This is a genomic window from Pseudarthrobacter sp. BIM B-2242 (genome assembly GCF_014764445.1).
GTDB lineage: Bacteria > Actinomycetota > Actinomycetes > Actinomycetales > Micrococcaceae > Arthrobacter > Arthrobacter luteus_A.
The window spans coordinates 1071182-1086348 of record NZ_CP061721.1; the positions used below are offsets into that span (position 1 = coordinate 1071182).

At 64.0% G+C, this 15167-nt stretch carries 14 protein-coding genes; 4 read left to right on the forward strand and 10 right to left on the reverse strand.

Annotated features, from left to right (window positions below; all coding sequences use genetic code 11):
• The 7 genes from IDT60_RS05055 to IDT60_RS23180 all read right to left on the reverse strand — a co-directional run bounded on the left by IDT60_RS05055 (window position 1) and on the right by IDT60_RS23180 (window position 7819).
• Window positions 1–1254 (reverse strand): Wadjet anti-phage system protein JetD domain-containing protein, encoded by a 1254-nt coding sequence (locus IDT60_RS05055; RefSeq protein WP_191081123.1) that lies wholly within the window; start codon window positions 1252–1254, stop codon window positions 1–3.
• Window positions 1247–4651 (reverse strand): ATP-binding protein, encoded by a 3405-nt coding sequence (locus tag IDT60_RS05060; RefSeq protein WP_191081124.1) that lies wholly within the window; start codon window positions 4649–4651, stop codon window positions 1247–1249. The genes IDT60_RS05055 and IDT60_RS05060 overlap by 8 nt, the downstream gene beginning before the upstream one ends.
• Complete coding sequence (locus IDT60_RS05065) at window positions 4648–5271, reverse strand: DUF4194 domain-containing protein (protein WP_191081125.1); 624 nt, start codon at window positions 5269–5271, stop codon at window positions 4648–4650. The genes IDT60_RS05060 and IDT60_RS05065 overlap by 4 nt, the downstream gene beginning before the upstream one ends.
• Window positions 5268–6710 carry a DUF3375 domain-containing protein gene (locus IDT60_RS05070; RefSeq protein WP_191081126.1) on the reverse strand — a complete coding sequence of 481 codons (1443 nt, stop codon included), beginning with the start codon at window positions 6708–6710 and terminating at the stop codon, window positions 5268–5270. The genes IDT60_RS05065 and IDT60_RS05070 overlap by 4 nt, the downstream gene beginning before the upstream one ends.
• Window positions 6711–6784: 74 nt before the next feature.
• A complete protein-coding gene (locus IDT60_RS05075) occupies window positions 6785–7177 on the reverse strand; it encodes a type II toxin-antitoxin system VapC family toxin (protein WP_191081127.1) in 393 nt (130 codons plus the stop codon).
• On the reverse strand, window positions 7174–7440 hold the full coding sequence (locus IDT60_RS05080) for a type II toxin-antitoxin system Phd/YefM family antitoxin (RefSeq protein ID WP_191081128.1): 267 nt from the start codon (window positions 7438–7440) through the stop codon (window positions 7174–7176). Before IDT60_RS05080 ends, IDT60_RS05075 begins: the two co-directional genes overlap by 4 nt.
• A gap of 55 nt (window positions 7441–7495) precedes the next feature.
• Window positions 7496–7819, reverse strand: a complete 324-nt coding sequence (locus IDT60_RS23180) for a hypothetical protein (RefSeq protein WP_223883893.1) — start codon at window positions 7817–7819, stop codon at window positions 7496–7498.
• A 737-nt stretch (window positions 7820–8556) separates the two neighbouring features.
• Here IDT60_RS23180 and IDT60_RS05090 point away from each other — a divergent pair.
• Window positions 8557–8760, forward strand: a complete 204-nt coding sequence (locus IDT60_RS05090; protein ID WP_024365339.1) for a cold-shock protein — start codon at window positions 8557–8559, stop codon at window positions 8758–8760.
• Between the two features lie 91 nt (window positions 8761–8851).
• On the opposite strand, the gene ctaD is transcribed toward IDT60_RS05090, so the two are convergent.
• The gene (ctaD, locus tag IDT60_RS05095) at window positions 8852–10606 is read right to left on the reverse strand and encodes a cytochrome c oxidase subunit I (protein WP_191081129.1); all 1755 of its coding nucleotides are present in this window, start codon (window positions 10604–10606) and stop codon (window positions 8852–8854) included.
• A gap of 104 nt (window positions 10607–10710) precedes the next feature.
• Complete coding sequence (locus tag IDT60_RS05100; RefSeq protein WP_191081130.1) at window positions 10711–11445, reverse strand: FadR/GntR family transcriptional regulator; 735 nt, start codon at window positions 11443–11445, stop codon at window positions 10711–10713.
• 191 nt (window positions 11446–11636) lie between these two features.
• On the opposite strand from IDT60_RS05100, the gene IDT60_RS05105 reads away from it, so the two are divergent.
• Window positions 11637–12245 (forward strand): gluconokinase, encoded by a 609-nt coding sequence (locus IDT60_RS05105; protein ID WP_191081131.1) that lies wholly within the window; start codon window positions 11637–11639, stop codon window positions 12243–12245.
• A gap of 63 nt (window positions 12246–12308) precedes the next feature.
• Entirely contained in the window at window positions 12309–13712 is a 1404-nt protein-coding gene (locus IDT60_RS05110; RefSeq protein WP_191081132.1) for a GntP family permease, read from the forward strand.
• Between the two features lie 78 nt (window positions 13713–13790).
• Here the strand turns inward: IDT60_RS05110 and IDT60_RS05115 are convergent, their stop codons facing one another.
• Window positions 13791–14198: a TfoX/Sxy family protein gene (locus IDT60_RS05115; RefSeq protein WP_191081133.1), complete on the reverse strand. Its 408-nt coding sequence runs from the start codon at window positions 14196–14198 to the stop codon at window positions 13791–13793.
• A 139-nt stretch (window positions 14199–14337) separates the two neighbouring features.
• Between IDT60_RS05115 and IDT60_RS05120 the strand changes: the two genes are divergently transcribed.
• A complete protein-coding gene (locus IDT60_RS05120; RefSeq protein ID WP_191081134.1) occupies window positions 14338–15162 on the forward strand; it encodes an SDR family NAD(P)-dependent oxidoreductase in 825 nt (274 codons plus the stop codon).
• Window positions 15163–15167 lie beyond the last annotated feature (5 nt).

The following is a 15167-nucleotide window of genomic DNA, read 5'->3' on the forward strand; positions in this document are numbered from 1 at the left end:
CTACTCGTCCCGGGGAACGATCCGTTCCAGCGCCCAATCCCAGCGGACCAGTTCCTGTTCCAGCCTCACAGCCGCCCCGAATGCACCGGCGCGGAGCCTGTCGTAGAGTGCTGACTCCTCGGCAGTCAACCGGCTGAGCGAAGCCTTGGACGGCACCGGCTCCGTGACCCAGGCATCGCGGTGTGCCAGCAGCGTGGCCTCATCCATCAGCACGCTCACCACGTGCGGATGCACCGCCCGGAGTTGGTCCAGGATCCGGAAGCCATGCGTGTCCAGGTCACCCCAGTACAGCACCTCGCAGTCCCGCAGCCAGGCTGCATCCCGCAGTGAGGTGAACCCATAACCGGCACCGTAGATCGCCAGCGTTCCCGGCAGTTCGGGCAGAGCCAGAAAATTTACGAGGTTCTCCGTGATCAAAACGCGGGTGACGGGCAGGCTCAGGGTGCCGAACGCCTCCGCCGTGACGGTGAGGTCCCGTGCCCGGCCGAGCAGCGGCACATCCGGATCGAGGAGGCGGAACCTGACAAGTTCAGGCGGATGCAGGAAGCCGTGAACGGCGGCGAAGCGCGACGCCGGAGTCCTGGCCGACGTCAGGCCGAGCATGGAACCGGGCTCCGCCGGGAGTTCAGCCACAGGTTCAGCGGCCCGGTCATTAGGGGCTCCCGCCCGCAGCTCACCTGCGAGCTCGCCGATCACGGCCCGGTGGTTCTCGACGAACTTGGTGTGGACGCCCGGGAGGCCCAGCTGCCGGACGTAGATGCCGGGCCCGGGATTGTCCCGCAGCCACAGTGCCACTCGGGCGGCGGTCAGCGCGCCCGCGCCGAGTTCCAGGAGCTTGAGCGGCCGCCGCAGGGCCCACCGCCGGAGATTCGGGTCCAGGGCGGACAGTTCCGCCGCAAGCTCCACGAACCGGGCCGCCTCCTTTGCCTTGCCTGCAAACGCGATTTCATCCTCTACGGAAGCAAAAACCGCAGCGGCCGGCAGCTGGTTTGCCCCTACGGTGGTGCGCCCCACCTCCGAAGTTTCCACAGTGAAGGGACCAGCGGCACCCAGCAGCTCAGCCGCCCAAGCACGTGCCGCACCATAATCACTCCGCAGCGTCGCCGCCGTCGGACGCTTCAACGGACGACGGCGGGGGTACAGTCCGCCGGGTTCCAGCACCTCGCGCAGCAGCGCACCAGTGCCCCACGCTTTGAGCGATTGGGCTCGCAGATCAGCCAGCGTGGTCCAGCCCTGTACAGACCGCTCAGGCACGGCGGTCCCGCTCGTCGCGGTACTCCTGGATAGTCATGTTGCGCAACTGAGAATCGTCGCCGTTGATGTTGGCCACAAATCCGACATGGGAAACGAAGGGTTCAATGACGTGGATCTTCTGCAGGGGCGTGACGATCAGCAGTTGCAGCTTCATCCGCTGGAACAGCTGCAGCCCGTACCGTGCCGATTCGTCGGAGCCACGGCCAAAGGCCTCATCGATCACCACAAACCGGAAGCTGCGCCCGCTCCCGGAGTTCTTCCCCGCGCCCTTGCCGGACGCCAGCCCGAACTGGAACGCCAGCGCCGCGGCGAGGATGGTGTAGGCCAGCTTCTCTTTCTGCCCGCCGGACTTTCCGCCCGAGTCTGTGAAGTGTTCAAATTCCTCGCCTGTTTCGGTCCACTTCTCCGACGCCGAAAAGGTGAACCAGTTCCGGACGTCAGTGACTTTCGCGGTCCATCGTTCGTCCAGGGTGGTGTAGCCGTCGCGGCCCCGGAACCGCTCGATCAGGCGCGCCACCTGCAGGTACTTCTGCTCTGAGTACTGGTCGTCATCGCCGATGGTTCCCTCTGAACAGGCTCGCAGGTCCGTGCCGAACTGGCGCACGTCCAGGTCGCTGCTGTTTTGGTGTTCCAGCTGGATGTGCCGGCCCGCGTTGTACTCAATCCCGGCCAGGGACAGGTTGATTTCGCCGATCCGGTTCACAATGTCCTGCCGGCGGCTGTCCAGCAACGCGTTGAACGCCACCACCTCGTGGATGGTGTTCTGGTTCAGAGACTCTTTGAAATGGGCCTCGAACCGCGGAAGATCATTGCTCACAAGCTGCTCCAGCAACTTGCCGAAGTCCGCGGCAGCCTCCAGGGCGGCGTCGATCTCTGTGGTCTCGTTCGGGTACTTGTTCCGGAACTCGGCCATGAGCCGGACGGTCTTCTCAGCGGCCCGCCCGATCTGCTTGGACAGTGCGTCGATGGAGTCGGTCAGCCCGTTCCGGACCGCACTTTCGATGGTGCCGGTGTTCTTATAGGTGAGCGGTTTGCCAGCGAGTTCCGCGGCGGCGAGCTTTGCGACGGCGGCCAGCACGCCGGCGTCGTCCGTCAACGGAGTCTCGTTCAGTACATCGCGGCAATCCTCGATGGCCTCCGCGATGTCCTTGGCGGCGCCGTCGTTGGAGCCGATCCGGCGCTGGACGTCATCGGCCTTCGTCTGCAGGCGGTCCAGCTTTCCAGCCAGCTCGTCTTCCTTCGCCGTCAGCTGCCGCAGCACATCGCTGGCGGACTCCAGCTGGGCCTTTTCAGCCTTGAGCTCCTCGATGCGGCGGACCGTGAGCTGCCAGCTGAGCTCGGCGAAATCGGACACAGCTCCAATGATGCCCAGCTGCTGGTTCTGCCGGCCGATGGACCCCAGAGCGTCATTGACCCGCTTCAGCTGGCCGGACACCACGCTGAGCTGGCCCTGGACGTCGTCCTGTTCGGCGCGGAATCGGCTGATTTTGTCCAGATTGTCCCAGCCCAGGACGTAGTTCCGGCGGTCCGCCAGGTCCTGCCGGTCATCTTTCTCATGCCTGCCGCGGCCGCCCTTGAGCTGGCCGTTGGCGGTGAGTGCCTTGGAACGGCGGCGGAAGTCTTCCAAGTTGTCGCAGCAAAAGTAGTCGAAACGGCTGCTGAGCTCATCAAGCAGGAAATTGCGGAACGGCGTGCCCTGCTTGATAGCGATCTTCGCCGCCAGGGTTCCCGCTTCGGCCGGCTTCGGCGCGTACGATTCACCGATCTTCAGGTAGACCAGCCGGCCGCGCAGGTTGTTGCCGTCCACCCAGCCGCTCACCGCCGCGTAGTGTTCCGAGGGCACCAGCAGCGACAATGCAAAGCCGCGCAGGGTGCGTTCGGCAGCGCCCTCCCAGGCCGCTTCGCCGTCGCGGACACGCAGCAGCTCACCGGCGTACGGCAGCTTCGATTCGGTAATGCCGGTCCCGTCGCAAAGGCGACGGCGGAGCTCCACCTGGGGGCGCGGCAACAGGTTGGGGCGCGCCTGCAAGCTTGTAAGTTCCGCGGCGATGTCCGCCGCGCGTCCGGTGAGCACCGTGCGCGTCATGGTCAGTTCAGTGCGGCTGTCCTGGACCTCGTTGGCGCTGGCGGCGAGCTCCCTTTCGACGCCGGCGAGCCGGGCACGGTTGGCATCGAACTGGACGCGGTCCGCGGGGGCCTGAAGGCCGAGGTCCGCGGCGGCCTCGGCGTACTTTTCGAAGCGCACGCGCTGTGACCGGGACTCTTCACCGAGCCGGGCGGCCTCGGCCTCGATGGCCGCGAGCCGGCCACCGCCGTTGCTGCGGATGTCCTCCTTGACGGCCGCCAGATCCAGGCGGAGTTGGGTGATTTCGGTGGCCAGCTTGCCACTGTCCTCCTGCAGCCGCAGTCCCGTCTTCTGCAGTTCGGCCTGGTGCTCGATGCTGAGCTGCAGCTTCTGGTCCGTGAACCACGGGTGAAGCTGGTCCCGCTGTTGGCGGGCAAGCTGATCCTCCCGGCTCAGTGCGGTGTGCGTGGCAGCGCCCTCGGTGATGGGTGTGAGCAGTGCGATCTGGTCCTTGGCGCGAAGGACGGCGTCATGGGCTTTTTTCAGGTCGTCGAAGTGGTGGATGAGGTTGCCGATCCGCGCCTGAACGTCGTCTTCCTCGAGCATGTTGGTTCGCACGAAACTGGTGATGTTCTCCACCTGCTTCATGGACACCGTGCGGTGGAAAAGCTCCATTGCCTGGTTGCCGCTGATGCCGAACTGCCGCTTGAACCCCGCGGCGTACGGCTCGAAGGTTTCATGGATGGACGCCCCAGCTGCCTTGAGCTGTTTCTTCAGCCTGGCGGGGTCCTGGCCGAAGTTGGCGAAGTCCCCGGCGATGGACTGCTCGCCCTCCGTCAGAGAGTAGAAGCGGTTAGGCTGGCCGGCTTCCTGGGTGGCCCAAAGAGTGATGGCCAGCGTGACCGATTTGCCCAGGACAGCATTGTGGAAGACGCCCAGGACCACCGTGAGTCTGCCGGTGCCACGCAGCGCCACGGGCTTGGAATATTCACCGCCGGCACTTCTGGTGCTCTTGTGGAAGCCCCGCACATACGACATCAGGGTGCGTTCCTTCTTCTGCGCACCCGCGGCCTTGTTATATTCGATCCTGTTGGCCGGCAACAGCAAAGTGGTGATGGCATCCACCACAGTGGATTTCCCGGAACCGATATCGCCGGTCAGGAGGCTGTTGGATCCGTCAAGCCGAAACGTACGCACTTCCTGGTGGAACGTGCCCCAGTTAAGCAGCTCCAAACGGTGCAGCCGGAAGCCCGGGGGAGTGCCGGCGTCGTCCGCTGTTTCGTCCAGGCTGAACAGCATCTCCTGCTGGTCGGCGGCTGTCTCGGTAGTCATGTGCGGTCCTCTCCCTTCGGGGTGGTGCCGGCTCCGGCGAGTGAGGCGCGGTAGTCGGCCAGCCGCGCCTCGAATTCCTCGAGCCATTGGGCATCCACGTAGGCCTTTAGGATGCGTGCCACCTCGTACGTCCCCACCTGGCCGCGCAGCTTCCGAAGGAAGCCCAGCTCCACAACCTTCTTGATGTTCGTACCGAGCTGGTCCAGGATCCGGGCCTCGTTGCTGGACTCCGGCAGGAAAACGGACACCATGTCCGCGATGTCCTGCTCCGTCATGATGAGGCGCAGTTCGCTGCTGTTGGTATCGAACTCGAGCATCCGTCCGCGCAGTAGCGCCAGGAGGAGGCTGACGTTGAACGTCAGCGGGCGGCGGGGGATTAGTCGCGGCAGGGTGCCGTCCGGATCCTCACGCGACTTCAGGAACGCGTATCCTTCGGATTCGTCCAGGATCAGGTCGAGGCCCAGCACCGCCACATAGTCGCGGACATGCGAGGCCAGGCCGAGCAGCGACTGCCAGGTCTTTTCGTCAGACTCGGCGTACACCACTCCTTTGAACAGCTTGGTGACAACGCCCGGAAGTTCCTCGGGAGTGTGCGTTTCGGGTGCGTCGATGGCGGTCATGCGGGCCTCACGAAGATGATCTGTTCGACGGTGGCTTCACGGATGCTGCCGTCCGGAAGTTGCCAGGACAGTTGCTGTGACTCGTCCGGGTTGATGGAGGCCCAGTCCGATTCGGTGGCGAGCTGGTAGTAGGCCACAATCTCGGCCAGGCCCTGCGACAGCGGGTGGGCAGCCGCCACCTCGCCCAACGTTGCCTGTTCGGCGCCGGCGAGGACGTCGTCGATGTTTGACCTCAGCCGTTCCGTATCTACATGGAACTGGCTGAAGAGGGCGCCCGCGTCCACCTCTGCATCGTTTGCCGCCACCACGACGTCGTCCACCATGATCCGCCGGCTCGGTTCATACAGGGGCCGTTCGAAGGGCAGCGCCACCTCCACGGACTGGGCATCAATCTCCATAAAAACGCCCGACGGCGGCACCTCCCGGGTGCCCAAGGCACCGGACTCGATGCTCCTCACGAGCTGCATGATGCGCTTGTTCTCGAGGAACACCTTGTCATCCAGGAGCCGGCGCATCTGCTGGGAGAGCTGCCTAACGGTTGCCTGGGTCTGTTCAACGGCGGGCAGCCAGTCCTGATGCAGGTTGGTCACGGCCTGCAGGTTGTCCATGCTGGCGAGGGCGTCGATCCGGGTGGCCCGCTGCAGCAGGTCCTGCAGTTCGGTGCGGAGCTGCGGAGACATCAGGTAGTCCCAGAAGCCCTGGAACGTGCGGCCTTGGAGGGAGCCGCTGATGTCCTGTTGGTTGGCGAAGATGCTCGCCAGAAGCTCACCCTGGGTTCCGTCCCAGGTGGCGATCTGCTCACGGACCTGCCGGTCCAGCTTCCGGAAGTTCTGCTCCACTTCACGGAAATCAGATAGCAGGTCCTTGGCCAGGGTGGTCAGCTGCTGGAAGTGATCCAGCGCTTCCGGGGCGGTCATCACTTTGAGGTTGCCGTCGCGGATGCGTTGCATCTCGGCATCGATCCCGTCCCGCTGGCGCTGGAGCTCGGCGAGCCTGACTTCCGGATCGGTTTCCGACTGCTGGACCAGTGCCTTAAGCACGGCGAAGATGCTGGTCAGCCTTGACTGGGTGGCCACAAAGTCGCGCCCGCTCAGGCTCTCCACCCAGCGGACCACGTCCTCGGAGGCGGCCGTGAGATCGTAACGCGGCTCGTCCTGTCCCGGCACGTAGTACTTCCGCAGCCAGGCCCGTTCCGGGGCCGCCCACTCGTCAAGGTACTCACCCGCCGGGCGGGGGAACCTTTCCTCACCGAAGACCTCACGGAGGCCGAACAGTAGATCATCGAGGTGGTCGATCAGCTCTTGGCGGCCGATGTCCCGTTGGTTGGGCGCGGTGAACGCTTTGATAAAGAAACTGACGGCAAGCGGGGCATTCTGAGCGCGAAGCAGGGACCACCCGGCGTGGTTTTCACGCAGTGCGTTGATGGCGTAGAAATCCATGGCGTCCTCATGCAGGGGTGCAGTTATTCCTAAGCTACACGGGGACACCGACATTCTTGGGTGTGCCGGCAGCCTTATGCGCCGGGGGATAGGACGTCCAGGCCTGCTTCCACAGCCGCGGCCAGGAGCTCGGAGTCGTACGCCACCATGACGTCAGACTGCAGCCGGATGGCAGCGGCCAGATGGATGGCGTCTGCGCTTCGGAGTTTGCCGGGAAGAGCCGCTGCGTACATGAGGTCCGAGCGTGCAACATCGACCAGGTTGATGGCTCCCAGGACTGCATTGACAGGCGCTCCGGGAAATCCGCGGCGATGGGCCGCGCAATGCAGTTCGGTATACAACAGCATCGAAGCCACCAACCGATGGCCACTTGCCGCGGCCCCTGAAAGGTATTGAGCGGCAGCGGCTGATTCCGGTTCTTCCACCACCAGTTTGAGGACAGCCGATGTGTCCAGGTAAATGATCAACGGTCCCCACGGAGGTCGGCCAGGATCTCGGCCGTACCGGCGTTTGACCTGACTCGCGGCAGGGCCAGGAAATCGACCGCCCCCTCGGCGGCGGGACGGACCTGTCCCGAAAGCAGCAGGCGCTCAAAGGGTGACGCCGACGGCGGGATCAGTGTCGCGGCTACCTCACCGTTGTTTGTTACATCGATGGTCTCGCCGTTCTTCACGCGCTCTAGGATTTTGCTGCTCTGGTTGCGAAGCTCGCGGTGTGGAATGGTTGTCATGGTGGCCTCCGTAGCAATCGTAGCAACGATGCGGTATCGGCGCCACAAAGGCAACTCAGGTGCCGGGCAGGGTTTCGGCGGGCTGAACCACTTGCCTTTCGGCCTGCTCCCAGTGCCGCTTCAGCATTTCAGCCAGCCGTTCCGGTTCAACCCTGTGGGGCGGGTCGAAATGATGGAGCTTGGGGAACAGCTCGAGGTGGAAGTCCGGGAAGAAGACCCGTGACAGCCGAGTGGCGATGTCGCCGTAGTCGTCGGGATTGCTCAGGCCGCCGAGTGCGAAGAAGACAGGCTGGCTAAAAGCAGCCAGCAAAGCCCTCTCCAGGTCATACGTTTTGAAGGTTCGCAGGAACGCCTTGATGCCCGCAGGCCGGTTGGCCATCCATGAAGGCAACGGATCCGGCGGAGGTGGAATGACGACGTCGGGCTTAACTCCCAGCCTCGCGAACGCAGGCAGGAACTGCTCCGGCGGGAGCGTTTCCAGTTCGCCGTATTTCTTTTGAACCTCGGCGTATGCAGGGCTCCAGTCCCAGCGGCCGGCCCAGGCTCCAAAAGCGCCAGGCTGAGCAGCCTGTCGGGACGCTTGGCGGCAAACGCCAACGCCGCCGCGCCCCCGCCTGAATAGCCCGTCAAATGGAACCTCTCCCAGCCCCGGGCATCGGCTTCGCGGAGCACACCGTCGATCTCTGTGTCCAGGCTCCAATCAGGGGGCAGTTCATCGGTTGCGTAGAGCTCGAGGTCCTTTGCGACTGCCTGGACGTCCGGCCCGAGGGCTGCGATGAGGTCGCCGTACGCGGCCTTGGCGGGGAGGCCGGCCCCCGGCAGGAAGATGGCCCGAATCGGTCCCATGCAAGAACGGTACGCCCGGGTGTGGACAGGCTCAATCACCAGTTTGTCCGGGTGCGGACAGGCTCCACCACCGGCCCTTGGTTGCTGTTGGTAAATAGTCTCCGGAATCTCCTGTACTGTTGATCCTGTTGTTGTGTTTATGCAGTTGGTAGTTCAGGCAGTACGCGCGGTCGAAAGTCCGCGTCTTTCTGAAGTAGCGGTTTTGAACACCCCACACCGGAGGACCCGAAAGTCGGGACTTTTCCTCCACCTTCACGAAGGACAAAAATAATGGCTACTGGTACCGTCAAATGGTTTAACGCTGAAAAGGGCTTCGGCTTCATTTCCCCCGATGACTCCTCACAGGACGTTTTCGCTCACTACTCCGCGATCGCCTCTTCAGGCTTCCGCTCACTCGAAGAGAACCAGAAGGTTTCCTTCGAAACCGAGCAGGGCCCCAAGGGTCCCCAGGCCGTCAACATCCAGGCACTCTAATTCCTTAGAGATTCTGGGGCCTTAGGGTTTCATTTTCAAAAGCAGGGCCGGTCAATTTGACCGGCCCTGCTTTTTGTTAACATTTTCCGGGCTACTCGTCCGGGTTGGGACTGCGTACGTCGTCATCGCCGATATCGGCGGCACCCAGGGCTGCCGCGGCGGGGCTATGCGTGGTTTCGTGCTCGCGGACGCGGAGCTCCGGGTGGTGAAGGTCCAGGGCCGGGCGTTCTGAACGGATCCGGGGCAGTGACGTGAAGTTGTGCCGTGGCGGCGGGCAGGACGTGGCCCACTCAAGTGAGGCGCCGAAGCCCCAGGGGTCATCGACCTCCACCTTTTCACCGCGACGCCACGTGATGTACACGTTGAAGAAGAACGGAATCATCGAGGCGCCCAAGAGGAAGGATGAAATGGTGGAGAACTGGTTCATCCAGGTGAAGTTGTCCTCCACCAGATAGTCCGCATACCGGCGGGGCATGCCCTCAACACCGAGCCAGTGCTGGATGAGGAATGTTCCGTGGAAGCCCAGGAACAGCATCCAGAAGTGGATCTTGCCCAGGCGCTCGTTGAGCATAGTGCCTGTGAACTTCGGCCACCAGAAGTAGAACCCGGCGAACATCGCGAACACCACGGTGCCGAACACCACGTAGTGGAAGTGCGCCACCACGAAGTAGGAGTCGGAGACGTGGAAGTCCAGCGGCGGGGAAGCCAGGATGATGCCCGTCAGGCCGCCGAAGAGGAAGGTGACCAGGAAGCCGATGCTCCACAGCATCGGAGTTTCAAACGTCAGCGATCCGCGCCACATGGTGCCGATCCAGTTGAAGAACTTCACACCGGTGGGCACCGCGATGAGCATGGTCATAAAAGCGAAGAACGGCAGCAGCACCGATCCAGTGACGTACATGTGGTGCGCCCATACCGTCATGGACAGCGCGGCGATGGCGATGGTGGCGTAGACGAGGCCCTTGTAGCCGAAGATCGGTTTGCGGCTGAAGACCGGGAAGATCTCCGAGACGATGCCGAAGAACGGCAGCGCAATGATGTAGACCTCGGGATGGCCGAAGAACCAGAACAGATGCTGGTACAGAATGGGCCCGCCGTTTTCGGGATCGTAAATATGGGCGCCGAACCGGCGGTCCGCTCCTATGGCGAAGAAAGCTGCAGCCAGGGGCGGGAAGGCCATAATCACCAGAATTGACGTGACCAGGGTGTTCCACGTGAAGATGGGCATCCGCCACATGGTCAGGCCGGGGGCGCGCATGCAAATAATGGTGGTTATGAAGTTGACCGCACCGAGAATGGTGCCGAAACCTGACAGGATCAGGCCGAAGACCCACAGGTCACCGCCGACGCCGGGGCTGAACGTGGTGTTGTTCAACGGCGCGTAGGCGAACCAGCCGAACGACGCCGCACCCTGGGGCGTGATGAAGCCTGACATGGCGATGGTGGAACCGAAAAGGAAAAACCAGAAAGCCAGCGCGTTCAGCCGCGGGAACGCCACGTCCGGGGCGCCGATCTGCAGCGGCATAACGAAGTTCGCGAACCCGGCGAACAAGGGGGTTGCGAACATCAGCAGCATCGCGATCCCGTGCATGGTGAACAGCTGGTTGTACTGCTCCTTGGTCTGCAGGATCTGCATGCCAGGCTGGAAAAGCTCAGCCCGGATCAGCAGGGCCATCACGCCGGCGAGGAGGAAGAATATAAAGGACGCGATCAGATACATGTAGCCGATCTTTTTGTGGTCCGTTGTGGTGAGCCACTGGACCACAACGCTGCCTTTACGCCGTGGTGCCACTGCAGGGGCGGCGTTTGCCGGCGTCCCTATTCGCGAATCTCCAGTGATGGCCATCTTCCACCTCACAGATATGTCTGCACGACACTGATGAGCCCTCTACCTGAGCCCATAATTGCAGGCTACTCAGGAATCAGGGGTGCGGGAAGAGGCAAAAGTGGCTAGCGCAGGCCCATCGCCGTCCGGACCTCATTCAGGATGTGGTGGACGGCAGTCTCCGCCATCACGGCATCGCCGCGGGCCACGGCGGCAGCAACGTCCTCGTGCGCCTGCAGGGCTTCATTCCGCGGCTTGAACGGCATCAGTCCCTGCTGCGTGCGGCTGGTCAGGACCTCGGCCACCATCCCCTCCAGCGCGCTGAACATCTCATTGCCGCAGCTTTGGAGCAGCAGGCGGTGGAACTCGATGTCCACCGCGAGGAATGCCTTGAGGTCACCGGCCTCGCCAAGCCGCCGGAGCTCGGCGGCGAGTTCAACCAGTCTTGCCCTTTCAGCGGCGCTTGCGCGGCGGGCGGCCCCGGCCGCGGCGATGGGTTCGACGGCGATGCGCAGCTCCGTGAGGCTGCTGTACTGGATCTCGCGCCGGTCCGAGGCGAGCCGCCAACGCACCAGCTTGGGGTCGAAAACATTCCACAGGCCGCGTTCCTGCACCACGATGCCCACCCGCCGGCGCGAATACACCAGGTTCATGGATTCAAGGACCTTCATGGTGTCGCGGGCAACAGTGCGGGAAATGCCGTACTCCGCCTGAATGCCTTCGAGAGTGAGCCGGCTGCCGGGCGGAAGAGCTCCCGAAGCGATGGCGATGCCAACCGCCTTGAGAACGCGCTCATGCATCGCGGGGGATGCCCCGTCGTCGTCCGCGGTATCCGCGCCCTGTACTGTCGCCGTCGACATTTTCCTACCTCTCCTGCGCCGGAGCGCACTCCCAAGGATACCTAACCTGGGACCAAAGGTATGACTTGTGACACTCAAAGATAGTATCTATGGGCAGGAATGGTGATACCTTATTTTCCGGCGCAATTCCCGGTGAGCTGCGCCAACCATTTTCTTCCCTTAGCCAATGGCGTCTTCCTCGGAGGTAGAACATGCAGAATCCCGCCACGCATCTGGTGGTGATGGGCGTTGCCGGTTCCGGCAAGTCCACCATCGCCGCTGCCCTTTCCCAGCAGCTTGGCTGGGCCTGTGCGGAGGCCGACGAGTTCCACCCGCAGTCCAACATCAGCAAGATGACCCAGGGCATTCCCCTGCAGGACGAGGACCGCTGGCCCTGGCTGCAGGAGATCCAGGACTGGATGACCGCCCAGGCCGCCGCCGGCCACAGCACGGTCCTCACCTGCTCGGCGCTTAAGCAGACCTACCGTCACCTTCTGGCCGAGGCTGAGGGCCGCGTGCTGTTTGTCCACCTCGACGGCGGGGCGGACCTGATCAGCCAGCGCATGCAGGGCCGCGAAGGCCACTTCATGCCTCCCACCCTCCTGCCCAGCCAGCTGGCCACACTGGAACCCCTGACCGGCGACGAACTCGCCGCCGGCAGCCTCCGCCTGGACATCTCCCTGCCCCCGCAGGAGATCGTCGCCGCAGTCATCGCCGCCCTGGCGGCTTCTGCGACTTCGGCGGCTGTCGTGAGCCCCGCCGCCCCCGGCGCCCCCGCGAGCCCCGCGGCTTCCGTGCACCCCGCGACCAGCGCCACCTAGCCCCCGGCACCGCCGGGCCGTTCCGCTTTCCCCACCACCGAAGTTCCGTTTCAAAGGAGAACCATGACCATCGAAGGATGGACCCAGACGATGGGCGCAGCCCCCCTGCTGCTCATCGCTGCGGCCGCGATCGTCGCCCTGCTGTTCCTGATCATCAAGCTGCGGATGCATGCACTGGTCGCACTGATCCTGATCAGCCTCGCGACGGCATTCGCCACCGGCATCCCGGCCAACAAGGTGGTGCCGGTGCTGATCGACGGCTTCGGGACCACCCTCGGCACCGTGGCGCTTCTGGTGGGCCTGGGCGCCATGCTGGGCCGCATCGTGGAAACCAGCGGCGGTGCCAAGGTCCTGGCCGATTACCTGATTGGTGTCTTCGGCGAAAAGCGGGCCCCGTTCGCCCTGGGCCTGGCCTCCCTGATCTTCGGCTTCCCCATCTTCTTTGACGCCGGCCTGGTGGTTATGCTGCCCGTGGTCTTCGCCGTGGCCCACCGCCTCGGCGGGGGAGTGCTCCGTTACGGCCTCCCCGCCGCCGGCGCGTTCTCGGTGATGCACATCTTCCTGCCGCCGCACCCGGGCCCGGTCTCCGCCGCCGCGTTCTTCGACGCCAACATCGGGCTGGTCCTGATTGCCGGCCTCATCACGGCCATCCCCACCTGGTACGTCACCGCGTACCTGTTCGGCCTGTGGACCGGCAAGAAGCTGGTCCTCCCGGTCCCGGAAATCCTTGGCCATGCCAGCGCCGAGGCCGAGTCGCACCCGCCGCGGTTCCGCACCATCATCGGCCTGCTGCTCCTGCCGCTGGTCCTGATCTTCATCAACACCGGCCTGAACACCCTGGCCTCCTCCGGTGCGCTGTCCGAATCCGTCAGGAACGAACAGTGGTTCCAGATCCTGCGCACCATCGGTGAGACCCCGGTGGCCCTGCTGATCGCCGTGCTGGTGGCCGTGTTTGTGCTCGGTAGCCGCCGCGGCAAGGACGCCGGCGCCATCGAGAAGCTGCTCGAATCCTCACTCGGGCCGGTCTGCTCGGTCATCCTTATCACCGGTGCCGGCGGCATGTTCGGCGGCGTGCTGCGCGCGTCCGGCATCGGCGCCGCACTGGCCGACGTCCTGGGCGACCTCGGCATCCCACTGATCCTTGCCGGCTTCCTGATCTCCGCCATCCTGCGCATCGCCCAGGGTTCAGCCACCGTGGCCCTGACCACTACCGCGGGCCTCATCGCCCCCGCTGTGGCACTGGCCGGACTAACCGGCATGCAGGTTGCCGCCCTGGTCATCGCCGTGGCCGCCGGCTCCGTGGTGGTTTCCCACGTCAACGACTCCGGTTTCTGGCTGGTGGGGCGCTTCTTCGGCATGGACGTCAAGACCACGCTGAAGACCTGGACCGTCATGGAAACGCTCATCGGCGTGATGGGCTTCGCCATCGCGGCGGTCATCTTCGGGCTCGCCGGGATAGCGGGTTAGCTCCCCTCCCAGCCACTGCTGACTGAAGTACGACGACGGGGCGCCTGGCAGGAAATGCCGGCGCCCCGCCGTCGTGGTTCAGTCAGTCGTTGGTTTCGGCTGCTTCGGTGCTTTCGGTGCTTTCGGTGCTTTCGGTGCTTTCGGCGGGAGTGCTGCCACGTAGGCGTAGGCCTTTTCGGCCCAGGCGCGTGCCCGCGCGTCGTCGCCGTCGCCCTCGGCGTTCCACATGTCCGGCAGGCCGGTGTAGCCGCCCATCGGCCGCTCCGGCGGCCCGAACGGGACCGTCCGCTCGGTGCCTTCGAGCTCCTGTTTGTCGGCTTCGCCAAGCTTGACGCCGATGGTGGGGCCGATCAGGCCGGCGAACATATTGCCGTTGACGAAGGCGCCCAGGTTGCCGAACATCGGCTTGATGATTACGTCGGGGTGGCCCGGCATCGCTGCGCGGAACCGTTCCTTATCTTCCTCTGACGCCTTGGGCATCTCCATGTCGTGTTCTCCTCGCGTTGCAGGGCGGTTCTTCGTGAAGCTTATTCCCGCCCACGCAAAGGGGACAGGATTCCCGGAGCCGCTAGGGTTGTAGGAGTCCGCTCTCAGCTTTTTCGGCACCCAACCAAAGGGGCACACCTTGACCCAACGCACCATTGTGATCACCGGCGCCAGCGACGGCATCGGCGCGGCAGCCGCACGGACACTGACTGACGCGGGGGACCGGGTAGTCGTCGTCGGCCGGTCCGAGGAGAAGACGCGGACGCTCGCCAAGGAGCTCAACGCCGACTACTTCGTCACCGACTTCGCCGAACTGGACCAGGTCCGCACCCTCGCCGCGCAGCTGAAGTCCGACTACCCGCGGATTGACGTCCTGGCCAACAACGCCGGCGGCATCATGGGCAAACACCAGCTCACTGTCGACGGCAACGAGGCCACGTTCCAGATCAACCACCTTGCCCCGTTCCTGCTCACGAACGAGCTTATGGATGTCCTGATCGCCAGCAAGGCCAAGGTCATCAACACTGCCAGCGCGGCGAACGGTTTCGGCAAAATGGACCTCTTCGACCTCAACGCCGAGCATACCTATTCCACCAACCGCGCCTACGGCACGGCCAAGCTCGCCAACATCCTCTTCACGTCCGAGCTCCACCGCCGCTTGGGCGAGCAGGGAATTACGACGGCGGCGTTCCACCCGGGGGTGGTCCGCACCAACTTCGCAGCGGCCTCGACCAGTCCCATGCGGCACGCGTACAAGACCCTGCTGAACCGCTTTATGCTCAGCCCGGACCAGGGTGCCGACACCCTTCTTTGGCTCATCAACGGCACGGCCGGGACGGACTGGGTCTCCGGCGCCTACTACGCCAAGCGTGCACTGGCCAAAGCGAACGCCCAGGCGTATGACGCCGAGCTGGCGCAGGGTTTGTGGGAGGCGAGCGAGGCGCTGGTCGGGACCCGAAACTAGGTAGC